An 18,114-nucleotide genomic window follows, 5' to 3' on the forward strand; every position below is an offset into this window, starting at 1 on the left:
TAATTAAAAAATAAGGAGTGTTAATGCGTTTTTTTCAGATTGGCTTATTGTGCTTAGCACTGTTTGTGCAATATAGATTATGGTTTGGCCATAATGGCGTACAAGACTACACACGATTAAAGTCGGCGGTAGCATCGCACCAGCAAACAAACGAAAAACTAATTAAACGTAATAAAGTACTTACCGCCGATATAGAAGATTTAAAACTTGGCCAAGAAGGTATTGAAGAGCGTGCACGTAACGAATTAGGAATGATCAAACCGGACGAAACATTTATTCGTGTTTTACCGGGCAAACAACATGACAACTAAAAATTCAATTGCTGCTATTGTACCGGCAGCAGGCGTTGGCAGCAGAATGCAGCACAATGCGCCTAAGCAATATATAAAGTTAGCTGGTAAAACCATTTTAGAGCATACCTTAGCTAAACTATCTCAACTCCCTCAATTAAGCCGTATTGTTGTGGCGATTAGCGACACTGACCCTTACTTTGATGAGCTTCCGCAAATAGATTCACGCGTAATACGTGCAAGTGGTGGTAAAGAGCGTGCCGACTCTGTGCTTAATAGTTTATTTTTTTTAGAAGCCAACCCACCACAGTGGGTGTTAGTGCATGATGCCGCGCGGCCACTTGTAAATATTGACGATATAAATACGCTTATTAATGAATGTATAAAAGCAAATGAAGGCGGTATTTTAGCCAGTAAAGTAAAAGACACCATAAAGCGTGGGCATACGTACAGCGAGCAAACAGTACCCCGGGACGATTTATGGCAAGCGCTTACTCCGCAGCTTTTTAAGTACGATGAGCTTAAAAGCGCTTTACAAAATGCTCTGGTAAATGGTGTAACAATTACCGATGAAGCAAGCGCCATAGAGTGGGCAAATAAGCCGGTTAAATTGATTGCAGGGCGCAGCGACAATATTAAAATAACCACGCCAGAAGATTTAGATTTGGCGGGGTTTTTATTAAACAAACAACAAAACGAGAGTGCAGTATGATTCGAATTGGCCATGGTTTTGACGTACATAAATTTGGCGGCGTAGGCCCGTTAACTATTTGTGGTGAAAAAATTGATTACCCACAAGGCTTTTTAGCACACTCAGATGGTGATGTAGCTATTCATGCATTATGCGACGCTATTTTAGGTGCGCTCGCTATGGGCGATATTGGCAAGCACTTCCCTGATACAGCCAGCGAGTATGAAAATATCGACAGTCGTATTTTACTTCGCCACGTTGTAGGCCTTGCTAAAGAGCAAGGTTATGTATTGGGTAACGGTGATGTCACTATTGTGGCGCAAGCACCAAAAATGCTGCCACACATTCAAGCTATGCGTGCTAATTTAGCCAGCGATTTAAACTGCGATCTTAGCCAGATAAATGTTAAAGCTACTACAACCGAAAAACTGGGCTTTGAAGGGCGTAAAGAAGGTATTTCTAGTCATGCAGTTGTTATTATGAGTAAAGCGCTTACGAGTACAACAAACGCATGAGCGACTTAAATTATTTATACGGTGCACCACTCTCTAAAGCGGACTTTAAAACCACGGCTGAAGATTTTATGGTGGATGAAGATTTAGGTATTGAGTTTACTGGCAGCGGTGAGCATGTTTGCTTACAAGTGGTTAAAAAAGGCGAAAACACACAATATGTTGCTAAAATTATCGCTCAAAAAGCAGGTGTATCTCCACGTGATGTAAGTTACGCGGGCATGAAAGATCGCCACGGTGTATGTAGCCAATGGTTTAGCGTAAAAGTGCCTATTAAAAAGCATATTGATTTTAGTGAGCTTAACAGCGAGAGCATTTTTATAGTTTCGCAGCAGCGCCATGAGCGAAAACTACGAACGGGTTGTCATAAGGGCAATAAATTTACTATTACGCTTCGTAATGTTACACAGCCGCTTGATATATTGTGCCGTATAAATGCGGTGCGTTCAGGTGTGCCAAACTACTTTGGTGAGCAGCGCTTTGGGCACGGCGGCCATAACTTAGTAATGGCCGAAAAAATGTTTGCTGGGGAGCGTATTCGCGATAAAAAGCTACGCGGTATTATCATTTCTGCAGCGCGCTCGCACGTATTTAACCAAATAGTAAGCTTGCGTGTAAACGAACATGGCTTAGCCAAAACCATGCACCGCGAAGTATTTATGCTAAGCGGCAGTAATGCGTTTTTTGAAGATGCAATAAGTGATGAGAACATAGCTCGCTTAGCTTCTGGCGATATTATGATGTCGGCACCTATGGTAGGTAAAAGCGAAAAAGGCTTAACCGATCAAGAAAAAACATGGCTCAAACCATACCAAGCATGGTGCGATGGCTTAGGTGGGCTTGGTCTTAAAAATGAACGCAGAATGCTAAGGCTTATACCACAAGACTTATCTGTTGAAACACTTGATGGAACTACGTTAAAACTAAGTTTTGGTTTACCTAAAGGGTGTTTTGCAACCGCATTATTACGTGAGCTGGTGGATTATACCGATGCTAGCCCTCGCGAGCGAAAAGAAAAGGACAGCAATAATGAAGATACTTCTAAGTAATGACGATGGTGTAAATGCCAAAGGCATTGCAGTTTTATATCAAGCACTCATGCAAATAGCAGAGGTAACACTGGTTGCCCCTGATAGAAACTGTAGTGGAGCAAGTAATTCATTAACATTAATGAACCCTTTACGTGCCACCACGCTCGAAAATGGCTTTATATCAGTTAATGGCACACCCACTGACTGTGTTCACTTAGGTGTTAACCAACTTGTTGATGAAAAACCCGATTTAGTTGTTGCGGGTATTAACCATGGTGCTAATTTAGGCGATGATACGCTTTATTCTGGTACCGTTGCAGCTGCTACAGAGGGTCGTCATTTAGGCTTGCCTGCTATTGCTGTATCGCTTTGCTCGCACAAAGGTGAGTATTTTGAAACGGCAGCCGCTGTAACCGTAAATATAATAAAAGGTTTGGCATCGCATCCGCTTCCTAAAGATCAAATTATAAATATTAATGTGCCCGATATTCCGTTAAATGAATTAAAAGGTGTACAAGTAACGCGTTTAGGTGCGCGCCATAAAGCCGAAACCATGACCAAGGAAACCGACCCGTGGGGTCGTGATATTTTTTGGTATGGATCATTAGGTACTGAAAGCGATGCAGGTGAAGGTACTGATTTTTATGCAATAAATAATGGCTTTGCATCTGTAACGCCACTAAGTGTTGATATGACTGCAAAAGATAGCTTAAAAGCAGTAGGAGACTGGTTAGCTGATTTGGAGATAAATAGTGCTAGCTAATTACTCACGAAGCGCCAAAGCGCTTGCTGAGCTTTTAAAGCGTGAAGGGGTAGAGGATACACAAGTCCTTAGTGCTATTGCAGATATACCGCGCCATGTATTTATAGATGATGTACTAAAGCACAAAGCTTACGAAAACACAGCGCTGCCTATTGGACAAGGACAAACGATTTCGCAGCCTTATATTGTTGCCCGTATGACAGAGTTACTTCGCCTTGCAGGTGTGCGCGATAAAGTACTTGAGATTGGCACAGGCTCTGGTTATCAAACCGCTGTACTGGCTAAATCGTTTACTAAAGTATATTCGGTTGAACGCATTAAAGCGCTTCAATGGCAAGCTAAACGCCGTTTGCATCAACTCGATTTATATAATGTAGCAATGAAACATGGCGATGGCTGGCAGGGTTGGCAGTCACAAGCCCCTTTTGATGGCATAATTGTTACCGCAGCCGCGTCTAAAGTTCCACAAGATTTACTCGCTCAACTATCTGATGGTGGTGTGTTACTCGCCCCTATAGGAGAGCAAGAGCAAAAGTTAACCATGGTTATTCGCAATGGCGATAACTACACAGAGCATGTTATTGCCCCCGTAAGGTTTGTACCGCTCATACCTGGCGATATTGAATAGGAATTCATTTTGAAGTTGTTTACCAAGTTATACGATATGGCCCTAGTATGGGCTAAACACCGCCATGCAGAGCGTTACTTAGCAGCCATGAGTTTTGCAGAGTCTGTTTTCTTTCCTGTCCCACCCGATGTAATGCTTGCACCTATGTCGCTTGCACAGCCAAGTAAAGCATGGCGCTTTGCAAGCTTTGCAACAGTTGCATCGGTTTTTGGGGGCGTTATAGGGTATTTACTAGGCTTTTGGTTATTCGAACCTGTAGTAGAACCACTTATTGCCCAAATGCATTGGCAAGATAAATTCGATACCGCACTTACGTGGTTTAAAGAGTACGGTGTATGGGTTGTTTTTTTAGCAGGCTTTTCACCTATTCCTTATAAAGTATTTACGATTGGGGCAGGTGTAATGCAAATGGCTTTTTTACCATTTTTACTCGCATCTGCAATTGGACGTGGGGCTCGCTTTTTTTTAGTTTCGGCTTTAATGAAATGGGGCGGAGTTAAAATGGAACAAAAATTACGTCAATATATTGAAGTACTTGGCTGGGCTTTAGTTGTATTGATAGTAGTTGCATACTTTTTACTACGATAAGTATTAAAAATCCCCATTTTATAAGTAAGGAGAAAAACACGATGAATAAACAGTTTTTACTGTATGTTGCTATATTCATTAGTGTTTTTCTTTTTGGCTGTTCTTCAAGACATGTTCCTGCCCCTGTAAGTAGCCTAAATAATAATGTTAATGATTTAGGTCATACTATTAATATTAATGGTGATCGTTACAAAGTACAAAAGGGGGACACACTCTATTCTATTGCATTTAGCGCGGGGCAGGATTTTCGAAAGCTGGCAAAAAACAATTCAATTCCATCACCTTATATTATCTTCCCAGGCCAGAGTATATCGTTGGTTGCTCCAACAGAAAAAATAAAAAGGGATGAAAAATATACGAATTCGAGTAAAAAGTCTATAAAAAATGTACAAAAAAATAACATAAAATTAAAGAAAGAGCTTGATCCTCCAAAACAACGAGAGTATGTTCAGAAACAAGCCAGTAACACAATTAGTAAAACTAAACGTTTGTCGAGCAGTAAAGTTAAGTGGTTTTGGCCAGCAAAGGGCAAAGTTACCAAACGCTTTTCTAATAAGGAAAACGGTTATAAAGGTTTACAGATTACTAATCATAAAGGGGCTTCAGTCTTAGCCGCGGCACAAGGAACGGTGGTGTACGCGGGTAACGCTCTTCGAGGTTACGGTAATTTAATCATATTGAAACATAATGATGATTACCTAAGTGCTTATGCACATAACTCGAAATTACTTGTTAAAGAAAAGCAGAAAGTTAAGGCAGGACAAAAAATAGCAGAAATTGGAAATTCAGAATCTTCGGTCACCGCACTTCGTTTTGAAATTCGCTACCGAGGGCAAGCTGTCAATCCTGCTAAATGCCTTCCCTAATTTTTAGGTATTGATAATTGCTCGGGAGAGGGCTTATGGCTAGCGCAGCAAAAAACACCACGACTGATGAAAAGTTCGATGACACCGCCGTAGAAGAAAACAACTCACTACTTGAAAAAGTAGAAGAAGATGAGATTTTTGCTAAAGAAGAAGTTACAAAAAATCTTGATGCAACTCAGCTTTATTTAGGTGAGATAGGTTTCTCTCCTTTACTTAGTGCAGAAGAAGAGGTTTTCTTTGCACGTAAATCACTTCGAGGTTGTGAAGCCTCACGCAAACGTATGATTGAAAGCAACTTACGTTTAGTTGTTAAAATTGCTCGCCGTTACAATAACCGTGGTTTGGCATTACTAGATTTAATTGAAGAAGGTAATTTAGGTTTAATCCGCGCCGTTGAAAAGTTTGACCCAGAGCGTGGCTTTAGATTCTCAACTTACGCAACATGGTGGATACGTCAAACTATTGAACGTGCCATTATGAACCAAACCCGAACTATTCGCTTACCTATCCACGTAGTTAAAGAATTAAATGTTTACTTGCGTACAGCACGTGAGTTAACGCAAAAGCTTGACCATGAGCCAACTGCTGAAGAAATTGCTGCAAGCCTTGATAGACCTGTTGAAGACGTAACTAAAATGCTACGTTTAAATGAAAAAATTGCCTCTGTGGATATGCCTATCGGCGGTGAAAACGACAGTGCTTTACTTGATATTATTGCAGACGAAAAAAGCGCAGGGCCTGAAGGCGAAGTTCAAACTAACGATATTAATAAACATATTGTAGATTGGTTAGGTGAGTTAAACCCTAAACAACGTGAAGTATTAGCACGCAGATTTGGTTTACTAGGCTACGAGCCATCAACGCTTGAAGATGTAGGGCGTGAAATTGGACTGACACGAGAACGTGTAAGACAGATTCAGGTTGAAGCTTTACGACGTTTAAAAGATATTTTGCAACAAGAAGGTTTAAGTACAGAAAGCTTATTTAATCAGTTTTCGTAACTTTAATTTTGCAAACTAAACAATAAATTATGTGTGTAAAAAGCTGAAGGGTTAACTCTTCAGCTTTTTTTATGCCTGTCGTTCCGTCCTAAATATATAAACACTTTTTAGGACGGGATAAGGCTTGGACTAATTAATCTCAAAGCAGTGCTTTTAATTTATAAAGCAGTTCGTGCGCTTGGCGAGGCGATAAGTTATCAGGGTCAATAGCACTTAATTGTTCTTCGACTTGTGAAGGCTCAATAACAGCGTCGTTATTAAATGTAAACGCTTGTTGCTCTGTATTAGGTGCAGTAACACTTTGGTGATTTTCAAGTAACTTAAGTTTTTGTTTAGCTTGCGCAATTACCGCTTTAGGCACACCGGCAAGTGCAGCTACTTGTAAACCAAAACTCTTGCTTGCTGCACCGTCGAGAACTGTATGCATAAATGCGATTGTGTCGTTATGCTCTATTGCATCAAGGTGAACGTTTACAAGACCTTGAGTTTGCTCTGCAAGTTCTGTTAGTTCAAAATAGTGTGTTGCAAACAGTGTTTTTGCCGAAATTTTTGATGCTAAATGATCGGCTGTAGCATACGCAAGCGAAAGCCCGTCGTAGGTACTTGTACCTCGCCCTATTTCATCCATTAACACCAAAGACTGCGCTGTAGCATTATTTAAAATAGTGGCGGTTTCGGTCATCTCAACCATGAAGGTTGAGCGGCCAGAGGCTAAATCATCACTTGCACCAATACGCGTAAATATGCGGTCTATATTACCTATTTTCGCGCTATCGGCAGGGACATAACAGCCAATGTGCGCCATTAATACAATAAGCGCTGTTTGACGCATATAGGTTGATTTACCACCCATATTTGGGCCTGTAATAATCAACATTTTGCGCTGGCTATTTAGCTCTACAGGATTTGCAATGAAGGGTTCTTTCATTACCTGTTCAACAACTGGGTGACGGCCTTGTTTAATGCTAATGTTGTCGTTGTCGCATAATTCTGGTTTAGCGTAATTAAGCGCAAAGGCACGCTCTGCTAAGTTATTTAATACATCTAAGTCAGCAAGCGCTGCGGCCATTATTTGCAGCTGTTCAATGTGAGGGGCTATAAATTCAAATAACTCTTCGTATAGTTGTTTTTCAAGCGCGAGCGCTTTTGATTGGCTGCCTAGTACTTTATCTTCATGCTCTTTAAGCTCTGGAATAATATAGCGTTCATTATTTTTAAGCGTCTGGCGACGAATGTAATCAGCAGGTACTAAATGAGAATTGGCGCGGCTCACTTCTATAAAAAAGCCGTGTACTCGGTTGTAGCCAATTTTTAATGTACTAATGCCCGTACGTTCACGCTCGCGTTGTTCAAGCTGCTCAAGTACATCTGTGGCACCTTTACTTAGGTTACGCCACTCATCTAATTCACTATTATAACCAGGCGCAATTACGCCCCCATCACGAATAAGTACTGGCGGATTATCAATAACAGCACGCTCTAGCAATGCTTGTAGCTCTGGTAGTTCAGGCGAGTGTTTGATAATACTTGTTATGCGCGGGTCACTCGCATCACTTAATAAATTATGCAGAGGTGCAAGTGCTTGTAGTGCACTGCGCAGACGTGTTAAATCTCTTGGGCGTGCAGTGCATAATGCTAAACGCGCTATTACACGTTCTATATCACCAATATCTTTTAGTGACTCGTGTAATTCGCCGCAAAGTTGTACGTCTAAAATTGCACTAATGGCATTTAAACGAGAATTAAGCTCATCTTTATTACGAACAGGGGTATGAATTCGGCGTTTTAGTAAACGTGAGCCCATTGCTGTGGCTGTTTTATCAAGTACTTGTGCGAGGGTGTTTTCAAATCCGCCCGACAGATTAACCGTTAATTCTAAATTTTTACGGGTTGCGGCATCTAAAATAACCGCATGCTCGTTGTGCTCAAGCGTAATAGCACGAATATGAGGTAAAGCAATACGTTGTGTATCTTTTACGTATTGCATTAAACAGCCGGCGGCTACGAGTGCTGAGTGGGCTTTTTCTACACCAAATCCCACTAAATCCTTGGTACCAAATTGATCGCACAATAAGTGCTGCGCTGTGTCTAAATCAAACTCCCACTCAGGGCGTCGACGAGCGCCTTTAATATGTTCAATTAAATGTGTATTTACAAAGCTTTCGCTATACAGTAATTCTGCTGGCGATAACCGCTGTAACGTTGAGCTAAAAGCTTCGTCAGTATTTACTTCTACAATGTTAAAACGACCAGAATTTATATCAAGGTAAGCGATTCCGTATTGGCCTTTTTTATTTTGCCAAACACTGGTCAGTAAATTGTCTTGTCGCTCTTGCAGCAGCGCTTCATCTGAAATAGTGCCCGGTGTTACAATGCGTACTACTTTACGCTCCACAGGGCCTTTACTCGTTGCGGGATCCCCAACTTGTTCACAAATAGCAACTGATTCGCCCATTTGTACTAAGCGAGCTAAGTAGTTTTCTACGGCATGATAAGGTACCCCGGCCATAGGAATAGGATCGCCGCCTGCTTTACCGCGGTGCGTTTGCGATATATCAAGAAGTTGAGCTGCGCGTTTAGCGTCATCAAAAAAGAGTTCGTAAAAATCTCCCATACGATAAAACAATAAAATATCGCGATGCTCTGATTTTATTTTTAGATACTGCTGCATCATAGGGGTTTGTTGTTTTATAGTGTGTGGTGCATAAAGATCAAACGACATGTATTTACCCAAAGGCTGAATATGGAATTACATCAAGAGATTAAAACACTTGCTGCGCAATTAGGCGCTATTTTAACGGATAAATGCTTATGGATCACTACTGCTGAATCATGCACTGGTGGCGGAGTGAGTTATGCCCTAACAGATACCCCTGGTAGCTCGCGGTATTTAGGGCGTGCCTTTGTTACATATAGTAACGAGGCAAAGCACGAATTGATTAACGTAGCGACGAGTACGTTGGAGCAATTTGGCGCTGTGAGTGAGCAAACAGTGAAGGAAATGGCATTTGGTGCAATAAACGTTGCTAATGCCGATGTTGCAATTGCTATTTCAGGTATTGCAGGGCCGGGCGGCGCTACTCCCGATAAGCCAGTAGGCTTTGTGTGGTTTTGCATACAAATTGCTGGTAAGCAATTCACTTTCAAGCAAATATTTAGTGGCGACAGAGCGCAAGTTAGATTGCAAGCTATTGAATTTGCATTGAAAAAAACTATAGAGAAGATAAATTTATAAATTTCGCTTGATACTGTGGTTTCATACAGTATACTTGTTCGCATTAGCTGGATTTGGAGAACAAAATGAACGATAACAAACAAAAAGCGTTGGACGCTGCACTATCACAAATAGAGCGTCAATTTGGTAAAGGATCAATCATGAAACTGGGCGATAATAAAGCCCTAAACATTGATGCAGTATCTACAGGTTCATTAGGGATCGACATTGCTTTAGGCATAGGCGGTTTACCTATGGGTCGTATTGTAGAAGTATATGGTCCTGAATCTTCAGGTAAAACAACACTTACTTTACAAGTTATCGCACAAGCTCAAAAAGAAGGTAAAACATGTGCCTTTGTTGATGCTGAGCACGCTCTAGATCCAGTATACGCACAAAAACTAGGTGTTAACATTGATGAGCTTTTAGTGTCTCAACCAGATACAGGTGAGCAAGCGCTAGAAATTTGTGACATGTTAGTACGCTCAAGTGCGGTTGACGTAGTTATTGTCGATTCTGTTGCTGCACTTACGCCAAAAGCTGAAATTGAAGGCGACATGGGCGACTCGCACATGGGCTTACAAGCACGTTTAATGTCGCAAGCATTACGTAAGCTTACGGGTAATATTAAACGTTCTAACACGTTATGTATTTTCATTAACCAAATTCGTATGAAAATTGGTGTAATGTTTGGTAACCCTGAAACAACAACCGGTGGTAACGCTCTTAAGTTTTACGCATCAGTTCGTATTGATATTCGTCGAATTGGTTCTGTAAAAGAAGGCGATGAAGTTGTTGGTAACGAAACGCGCGTTAAAATTGTTAAAAACAAAGTAGCACCTCCGTTTAAGCAAGCCGAATTTATCATCATGTATGGTGAAGGTATTTCTAAGCAAGGCGAGCTAATTGATTTAGGTGTTAAGCACAAAATTGTAGAAAAAGCAGGTGCTTGGTACAGTTACAATGGCAACAAAGTAGGCCAAGGTAAATCAAACTCAATCAAGTTCTTGAAAGAAAACGTAGAAATTGCAGATGAGATTGAAGGCAAACTACGCGACATGTTATTGCTAAAAGCCACTATTGAACCAGAAGATGGTGAAGATAAGTTAGGCGATGACGCAGACCTTTAAGGTTTAAAACGTTCTTTAAGCTTGATTTGACCCGAGCTTTATAAAAAACGCTAACCAGCAATGGTTAGCGTTTTTTGTTTTTGGGGGCCTGAAATATAAAATAGCAGTAATACTTATTACCAACCTGCATAGGTCTTTGTGAAGCCAAACGAATTAAGCTACACCATAATGTGGTTAAAAGTTTTTATTTAGAACAAACAGATAAAAAATATTGCCTAAATTTAGAGCAATTTTTTTAACGCTAGTAAGACCTTATATAAGTAAATTGATATTAATTATTTTAAGTTGCTAGCTTAATGCTGATTATTTAATTGCCCGCAATATAGAGTAATCAAATAGCAAGAAGTGATGATGTTTTAGCACTCGATAGCTAATAAGATAGATTGGAATTTAATGAGCTGTAAAACTGCCGCCTTAAAAATAAAAACGACACATACAATGTGTCGTTTTTAAATTAAGCTGGTTAAATGCTTTTAAAAAATTTTATAGCTGCCAGTTTACCGATAGTGCATAGTTACGCGGTGCACCGTAGTAACCTTGTGCCCAGTATAAGCTATGTAAGTACTTTTCATCGGTAGTATTATTTACGTTAAAAGTAACACCAACGTTTTCAGTAATTTTGTAGTTAGCCATTAAATCAAGAATGCCGTAAGCATCTTGTTTAGTCGTTACAAGCGCTGCACCTGAAGCATCTTCTACTTGTACACGGCTTACAGAATCCTGCCAGCGATAGTTTGCACCAAATGTTAAACCTTCAACAAATGGTACTTGATAAGTAGCAGCTAGTTTTAATTGGTTTTCAGGTGTGTAATCTTTAACTAAATCATCACCATCAATATTTAAGTTGCTAAAGCTAATACTCGCACTTAAATCGTCTGTAATTTTACCACTTAACTCAACTTCAAAACCGTCGCTGTTAATACCGTCTGCGCCGTAGTAACGAGTATCACCTGGAAGTGAATCTGGTAATGCGACCGCTAAATTTTCTTGTTTTGCATCAAAGTAGGCAAATGTAACAAAAATCTGGTCATCTAAAAGTTGGGCTTTAACACCAATTTCGCTGCTTTTTCCTGTTACTGGTGCTAATTGCTCTGCGTTTATATCAAGCTCTTTTTGAGGAACAAACGTTTCTGTATAGCTTGCATAGGCAGAGAGTGTTTCGGTAAAGTCGTACACTACGCCTACGTAAGGTATAAGCTCATTATCGCTACGTGTTTGCTCAACGCCATAAGCAGTCCCTTTTGTTTCCCAATCGGTGTATCGAACACCTGCAAGTATATTTAAAGGAGTGCTAAGTTTAATGCGTGTTGATATATAAGCGGATTGCTGTTTATTTTCAATATCACTACCATTCAAACCATCGGTAAGTGTAGCCTCAGGTATTACGCCATCCCACGTATCGAGTGATGGCATTTCAGGAAAGCCGTTCCCTGTGGTGTAATCGTAAAGAGACTGCTCGTTGTAATCCATTTTTGCTTGGCTTACACCAAACGATAAATCATGCTCTTGACCAAATAAATCAAATTTACCACTGGCGTATAAATCAAATAGGTCGTGCTTGTCTTCGTAATCATAACGACTAGCGTAACCTGTTAAGCCAAGTCCTGTTTCTTTATCAGGCGTGCCATAAACGTAAAAAAGCTCTGAATCTTGCTCGTTTTCAATGTGTGCATAGCGAGCAATTGCTACCCAGGTAGCAGATAAGTTTTGCTCAAGCGTTACATATACTTGCTCTGCACTGTTGTCCCAGTATGACCAGTCGGCTGCTGTACTGGTAGATGAATCATAATCTGTGGCTGAACCATCAGTATAGTAAAGTGGCAATGCACCCCAAAGCGGGCTGTCGGCATCTTTTTGTTGATTAACGTAGTTAATGCTTAATAGGGTGTCGTCAGTTAGTTTGCCTTCGTAGGCTAAGTAACCAATTGTTTTATCTGTTTCGTAACGATCTAGGTATGATTCAGCTTTTTGCTTAGTGAATACCGCACGCACAGCATGCTCATCGTTAATAGGCGTTGATACATCAAGCTCTAAGCGTTTGTTGTTCCACGAACCATAAGATGCAGATGCGTGAGCTTGTGTAACATACGTCGGTTTTTTAAGTACCATATTTACAGTAGCAGATGGATTACCAGTACCAGTCATCAGGCCGTTTGCGCCACGTACAATTTCTACGCGGTCGTAGATAGAAGTATCTAACGTGCCTTGAATTGAACCTGAGCTTTGTGGAATTCCCAAGCCATCTACTTGAAAGTTTGTGATCTCAAAACCACGTGCTTTAAAGTAAGTACGATCTGTTTCTATTTGTTCTACCGTTACGCCTGGAGTGCTTTCAAGTACTGAATTGATATCATCTAATGAAAAGTCGTCCATTAATGCACGAGAAACAACGGAAATACTTTGCGGCGTTTCTTTAATTGATAAGCCTAATTTTGTAGCAGATTGTGCATCTTCAGTTATGTAGTTTTTATGATGCTGACCATACACGGCTATTTTTTCTAGAGAGTCATCTTTTGTATTTGCTTCATCAGCAAATGCATAACCAGATAAAATTAAAGAAGTAGCAAAGCTTAGTTTAGATAAACGCAAAATTTGAGGGGACGACATGAGTTTTTCCAATTAGTTCAAAAGAAGTGCATAATCTAATCTAAATGATATCGATTTGCAATTGCGTTAATGTGTTTTATCTATAATTATTCTGTTTTATTGAATTTTAGCGACTCAATTGAGGATGATATACATACATTAGTAGGTTTATACTTATCAAATATGGTATTAAATGATTATTAAAAAGACACGCGAATTCATATTTTTAGTTTAAATTACTGCGGTAATATTTTTATAGCTATTTAAAAGTTATTAATTTTTTAGGTTTGACTGAATAGAAATATAGAGTTTATTACTGAGTTGAATTTGATTGATAGCTCACTGAGCCATATAGGTTATTAGTATATTTTATAGTGAGGGGTAGCTTATAGTCGATATAAAAAAGCGGCCAAGGCCGCTTAATTGATCATACTATTTTTACTAATTAAAAAGAGTATTTAACAGAGAATTGTAAACGCTCTAAATCGCCATCTACACCGCTTTCTGTTTCACGCTCAGCATGCTTAAACTCAGCACCAAACGTTAAACGTTTAACTGGCGAGTATAAAATATTGGCACTAAAGCTTTGGCTAGATTCCACCGGATCGCCAGAAATAGCTAATAAATCAGTGTTGTTATCAGCACTAAAGAACGAGTATAAGAACGTAGAGCGCCACTGACTTGTCCATTTGTGCTGATAAGCAACAAAACCAGACGTTGAATCAATTGCATCAAGCTCATCGCCATTAAGTACTGCGCCATGTGCCACATTTAAGCCTACGTAACGGCCTAAACCTTTACCTTGAGTAAGCATAAATTTAAGGTAGTCTTCACCAAAGTTAACGCGACCAGACGCGCTAATACCAAATGATGTTTCGTCAGCATCTACATCGCCTACTTTATATGTAAGTTGGCGTGCTAGTGCAGCGACTACAACGTTACCCCAATCAGCTTTATGGGTATAGCGGGCGGTGAAGTCAGGCAGTGATGCGTCGTCAGTTTCTACGCGTGTGCCACCTTGCGTAGTAATGGTGCTTTCTGGGTTTTCTAATGAGAAAGACCAAGCACCCGTTGTATATTTAATTTGAGTTTGACGAACAAACACAGTGCCCTCAGCAGGGCCTACAAAATCAAGAGTTTCGGCCAAAGCGCCTACATTTTGAAAGTTTGACCATGTTTGACCAAATAACCAACCATCGTAAGTAACAAAAGCATGACGAATACGCGGTGCGTATGAGTTTGATACACGCTCATTGCCACCAGGCGCTGATGCTAAAAAGTCTAACTCAATTTTGGTTTTTACTGTTTTACCGTTATCCATTAACGTTGAAGTACCAAAGTTAAAGCGAGATTCACGTGCATGCATATCAAATACAGCATCAGAGTCATTGTCATCACCAACAGTAAGTGTACTTGGTACGTAAAAATCACGACCAACACTTGAGCCAGAAGGTGCACCAGCAGAGTAATCACTCCACATTGTGTCTAATTTAATGTATCCACCGTAGGTAAATTCGGTATCACCAATTTTTGCAGCTGTTGCCGCATAAGCAGTACTTGATAGTGCACATAGTACAGCGCTTGCTGCCAATGTTTTTAATGGGGTAAATTTCATTGTGGTGTCCTTTATAGGCTACTTGTTGTTTGTTGCTTTTTTTTCATATAAGGTTGTATTACTTGCTACGAGTATTACTTACGAACAAAAAAGGTCTTCATTTGGCTTTTCAATACACATATTGTTTTCATTCGTTAAATAAAGCTTTAGCAGGTGATACCGCAAATATCTTTATTAAAGTACACAAACACTTTTGAATATGCGCAATATTTACTCAATTACCTATTGGTCTATAAGACTAAGGTTTTAGAGCAGACTAGTTTGTATTTACTTACATTTAACATCTTGTATTGGCTATGTAAAATAATTGAAAGCAGGCGGATTATAAACTACAAATAGACAAATAAAAGCAGAGTACAACTAAGGTCTAATACTTAATAAAGCACTGCTGAGTAATCCTTGATAGGAGCCTAAGGCAAGCAATTTTAATGGAGACGAAGATGTCACAAAGTATCTATCCAGTTCCGGCGCATATTAAAGATGCGACTCTTGTTGATAAAAATAAATATAATACGCTTTATAAGCAATCTATTGATGATCCTGAAGGTTTTTGGGGTGAACATGGCAAACGCCTTGATTGGTCTACTCCTTACACTAAAGTTAAAAACACTTCTTTTGATAAAGGCCATATCAGCATTAAATGGTATGAAGATGGCTATTTAAATGCGTCTTACAACTGTATTGACCGTCACTTAAAAACTAAAGCAGACAAAGTTGCGCTTATTTGGGAAGGTGATAACCCGAATGAAAGCGAAAATATTACTTATCAACAGTTACACGATGAAGTGGCTAAATTTGCTAATGGCCTTAAAAAGCTAGGTGTACAAAAAGGCGATCGTGTTGCTATTTATATGCCTATGACTCCTCAGGCTGTTTATGCAATGCAAGCGTGTGCACGAATTGGTGCAATTCATTCTGTTGTATTTGGTGGCTTTTCACCATCGGCTATAGCGGACCGCATTAAAGATTCTGGCGCTAAAGTAGTGATCACCTCAGACGAAGGCCGACGCGCAGGCAATTGTGTGCCGCTAAAAGCTAATGTTGATGAAGCGGTATCGCAAGACTCAGTAACCACAATTGAGCACGTTATTGTGCATCAATTGACGGGCGGTGAAGTTGATTGGAATGACCATGATATTTGGTGGCACGATTTAGTCGCTGATTTACCAGCGCAGTGCGAACCAGAGCCTATGAACGCTGAAGATCCTTTATTTATATTGTATACATCAGGTTCTACGGGTCAGCCTAAAGGCGTTGTACATACCACTGGTGGCTATTTAGTTTATTCATCAATGACCCATGAGTATGTATTTGACTTACAAGAGGATGATGTTTACTGGTGTAGTGCCGACGTTGGCTGGATCACAGGGCACAGCTACATTGCATATGGTCCATTAGTGAATGGGTGTACCCAAGTATTATTTGAAGGCGTACCAACATATCCAACAGCTGGTCGTATGGGCGAAGTAGTTGATAAACACAACGTTACTATTTTATATACCGCTCCAACAGCCATTCGTGCCTTAATGGCTAAGGGCGATGAGCCGATTGAGTCTTCACATCGTGATAGCTTACGTATTTTAGGATCGGTTGGTGAGCCAATAAACCCAGAAGCGTGGACCTGGTATTACGAACAAATTGGTAAGTCAAATTGTCCGATTGTAGATACGTGGTGGCAAACAGAAACCGGTGGCATTATGATCACGCCATTACCTGGTGCGACCGACACTAAACCGGGTTCTGCGACACATCCATTTTTTGGTATTGCACCAGCATTATTTGATGCAGAAGGTAATACACTAGAAGGCGCTGTTGATGGGAACTTAGTTATATTAGATAGCTGGCCTTCACAAGCACGTACTGTTTATGGCGATCATGAACGTTTTGAGCAAACCTACTTTAGTGCATACCCAGGTGTTTATTTTACAGGTGATGGTTGTCGCCGCGATGAAGATGGCTATTACTGGATCACAGGTCGTGTAGATGATGTACTTAATGTGTCTGGGCACCGTTTAGGTACTGCTGAAATAGAAAGTGCATTAGTTGCGCATGAAGCCGTAGCTGAAGCCGCTGTTGTTGGTTACCCACATGACATAAAAGGCCAAGGTATTTACGTATACATTACGCCTAACGAAGGCGTAACCGTTAGTGATGAGCTAACTAAAGAGGTACGCAGTTGGGTTCGTAAAGAGCTTAGCCCTATAGCATCGCCAGATATGATTCAGTGGTCGCCAGGTTTACCTAAAACACGTTCAGGTAAGATTATGCGCCGAATTTTACGTAAAATCGCTGCAAATGAGCATCAACAGTTAGGTGACACGTCAACGCTTGCCGATCCATCTGTAGTGGATGAACTAATCGAGAACAGATTAAATCGTTAAATGCGCGTTAAAAACTTGATTACAAGTTGATTCTAAACGTAGTATATCGGCTGTCAGTTAGGATTTTATACCTAGTTGGCGGCCGAATTTATTAGGAGTGAACCATGAGTCAGTTTTTAATAGCGGATGATCATCCGTTATTTCGCGAAGCACTAAAGGGTGCATTGAGCGCAAAGTTTGAAGGTTTAGAGGTTTTTGAATCGTCAGATTTTGACAGCACACTGCAAGTGTTAAGCGAGCAAGAGGATCTTGATATATTACTGCTAGATCTTCACATGCCAGGTAATGGTGATTTATATGGTCTTATTCGTATTAGAGAAGACTATCCGAGCTTACCCATTGCAGTAGTTTCAGGTAGTGAAGACGTTAATATAGTCTCAAAAGTAATGGGCTATGCTATGGGGTTTATTCCTAAATCGTCATCGTCTGATGATATTGCCAGCGCAATAAACCAAATACTTGAAGGCGATACATGGCTACCAAAAGAGCTTAAAAATAAAGTAGCTGAAATTGAAGGTGAAGATAGAGAAATTGCAGCGCAAGTTGCTTCACTTGCACCACAGCAATACCGAGTGCTTCAATATTTACACGAGGGCTTGCTTAATAAACAAATAGCCTACGAACTACACATATCAGAAGCGACAGTAAAAGCACACATTACAGCCATATTCAGAAAACTTGGCGTATACAACCGCACACAAGCCGTTTTAATTGCTGCCAAGCTTCAGCTTGAGCCAATAGAGCAAGTATAACAAACTGTATTATAAAAAAGAGCCTTTTTGCCAATTGTATTTTTAAAATAGTAAATTAAAAATTGG

Annotated in this window: 16 protein-coding genes; 13 read left to right on the forward strand and 3 right to left on the reverse strand. The window is 40.2% G+C overall.

Going from position 1 to position 18,114, the window contains the following annotated elements; translation table 11 throughout:
• Nucleotides 1–23 precede the first annotated feature (23 nt).
• From ftsB to rpoS, 9 genes are read left to right on the forward strand one after another with little or no spacing between them, the layout of a single operon-like run.
• Nucleotides 24–311: a cell division protein FtsB gene (gene ftsB / locus ALFOR1_RS04090; protein ID WP_058547210.1), complete on the forward strand. Its 288-nt coding sequence runs from the start codon at nucleotides 24–26 to the stop codon at nucleotides 309–311.
• Nucleotides 301–1,002, forward strand: coding sequence for a 2-C-methyl-D-erythritol 4-phosphate cytidylyltransferase (ispD, locus tag ALFOR1_RS04095; RefSeq protein ID WP_104642149.1), 702 nt, complete (start codon nucleotides 301–303; stop codon nucleotides 1,000–1,002). The genes ftsB and ispD overlap by 11 nt, the downstream gene beginning before the upstream one ends.
• Nucleotides 999–1,496 carry a 2-C-methyl-D-erythritol 2,4-cyclodiphosphate synthase gene (gene ispF / locus ALFOR1_RS04100; RefSeq protein WP_058547212.1) on the forward strand — a complete coding sequence of 166 codons (498 nt, stop codon included), beginning with the start codon at nucleotides 999–1,001 and terminating at the stop codon, nucleotides 1,494–1,496. The genes ispD and ispF overlap by 4 nt, the downstream gene beginning before the upstream one ends.
• Nucleotides 1,493–2,542 (forward strand): tRNA pseudouridine(13) synthase TruD, encoded by a 1,050-nt coding sequence (gene truD, locus ALFOR1_RS04105; protein WP_104642150.1) that lies wholly within the window; start codon nucleotides 1,493–1,495, stop codon nucleotides 2,540–2,542. The genes ispF and truD overlap by 4 nt, the downstream gene beginning before the upstream one ends.
• Entirely contained in the window at nucleotides 2,523–3,287 is a 765-nt protein-coding gene (gene surE, locus ALFOR1_RS04110; RefSeq protein ID WP_104642151.1) for a 5'/3'-nucleotidase SurE, read from the forward strand. The genes truD and surE overlap by 20 nt, the downstream gene beginning before the upstream one ends.
• Nucleotides 3,277–3,915, forward strand: coding sequence for a protein-L-isoaspartate(D-aspartate) O-methyltransferase (locus tag ALFOR1_RS04115; protein ID WP_058547215.1), 639 nt, complete (start codon nucleotides 3,277–3,279; stop codon nucleotides 3,913–3,915). Before surE ends, ALFOR1_RS04115 begins: the two co-directional genes overlap by 11 nt.
• A gap of 9 nt (nucleotides 3,916–3,924) precedes the next feature.
• On the forward strand, nucleotides 3,925–4,503 hold the full coding sequence (locus ALFOR1_RS04120) for a YqaA family protein (protein ID WP_104642152.1): 579 nt from the start codon (nucleotides 3,925–3,927) through the stop codon (nucleotides 4,501–4,503).
• A 41-nt stretch (nucleotides 4,504–4,544) separates the two neighbouring features.
• Nucleotides 4,545–5,369, forward strand: coding sequence for a peptidoglycan DD-metalloendopeptidase family protein (locus ALFOR1_RS04125; RefSeq protein WP_104642153.1), 825 nt, complete (start codon nucleotides 4,545–4,547; stop codon nucleotides 5,367–5,369).
• 35 nt (nucleotides 5,370–5,404) lie between these two features.
• Nucleotides 5,405–6,370, forward strand: a complete 966-nt coding sequence (gene rpoS, locus ALFOR1_RS04130) for an RNA polymerase sigma factor RpoS (protein WP_058547218.1) — start codon at nucleotides 5,405–5,407, stop codon at nucleotides 6,368–6,370.
• A gap of 139 nt (nucleotides 6,371–6,509) precedes the next feature.
• Here the strand turns inward: rpoS and mutS are convergent, their stop codons facing one another.
• A complete protein-coding gene (gene mutS, locus ALFOR1_RS04135) occupies nucleotides 6,510–9,092 on the reverse strand; it encodes a DNA mismatch repair protein MutS (RefSeq protein WP_104642154.1) in 2,583 nt (860 codons plus the stop codon).
• A 21-nt stretch (nucleotides 9,093–9,113) separates the two neighbouring features.
• Between mutS and ALFOR1_RS04140 the strand changes: the two genes are divergently transcribed.
• Together ALFOR1_RS04140 and recA are read left to right on the forward strand one after the other, a co-directional pair.
• Nucleotides 9,114–9,605, forward strand: a complete 492-nt coding sequence (locus ALFOR1_RS04140; protein WP_104642155.1) for a CinA family protein — start codon at nucleotides 9,114–9,116, stop codon at nucleotides 9,603–9,605.
• A 65-nt stretch (nucleotides 9,606–9,670) separates the two neighbouring features.
• The gene (gene recA, locus ALFOR1_RS04145) at nucleotides 9,671–10,714 is read left to right on the forward strand and encodes a recombinase RecA (RefSeq protein ID WP_058547221.1); all 1,044 of its coding nucleotides are present in this window, start codon (nucleotides 9,671–9,673) and stop codon (nucleotides 10,712–10,714) included.
• A gap of 483 nt (nucleotides 10,715–11,197) precedes the next feature.
• On the opposite strand, the gene ALFOR1_RS04150 is transcribed toward recA, so the two are convergent.
• Complete coding sequence (locus ALFOR1_RS04150; RefSeq protein WP_104642156.1) at nucleotides 11,198–13,321, reverse strand: TonB-dependent siderophore receptor; 2,124 nt, start codon at nucleotides 13,319–13,321, stop codon at nucleotides 11,198–11,200.
• 424 nt (nucleotides 13,322–13,745) lie between these two features.
• Entirely contained in the window at nucleotides 13,746–14,915 is a 1,170-nt protein-coding gene (locus ALFOR1_RS04155) for a DcaP family trimeric outer membrane transporter (RefSeq protein ID WP_058547223.1), read from the reverse strand.
• A gap of 440 nt (nucleotides 14,916–15,355) precedes the next feature.
• Here ALFOR1_RS04155 and acs point away from each other — a divergent pair, with 440 nt between their 5' ends.
• Together acs and ALFOR1_RS04165 are read left to right on the forward strand one after the other, a co-directional pair.
• The gene (gene acs, locus ALFOR1_RS04160; RefSeq protein WP_104642157.1) at nucleotides 15,356–17,296 is read left to right on the forward strand and encodes an acetate--CoA ligase; all 1,941 of its coding nucleotides are present in this window, start codon (nucleotides 15,356–15,358) and stop codon (nucleotides 17,294–17,296) included.
• Between the two features lie 104 nt (nucleotides 17,297–17,400).
• The gene (locus ALFOR1_RS04165) at nucleotides 17,401–18,048 is read left to right on the forward strand and encodes a response regulator transcription factor (RefSeq protein ID WP_104642158.1); all 648 of its coding nucleotides are present in this window, start codon (nucleotides 17,401–17,403) and stop codon (nucleotides 18,046–18,048) included.
• Nucleotides 18,049–18,114: the final 66 nt, after the last annotated feature.

Source organism: Pseudoalteromonas carrageenovora IAM 12662, assembly GCF_900239935.1.
Classification (GTDB): domain Bacteria; phylum Pseudomonadota; class Gammaproteobacteria; order Enterobacterales; family Alteromonadaceae; genus Pseudoalteromonas; species Pseudoalteromonas carrageenovora.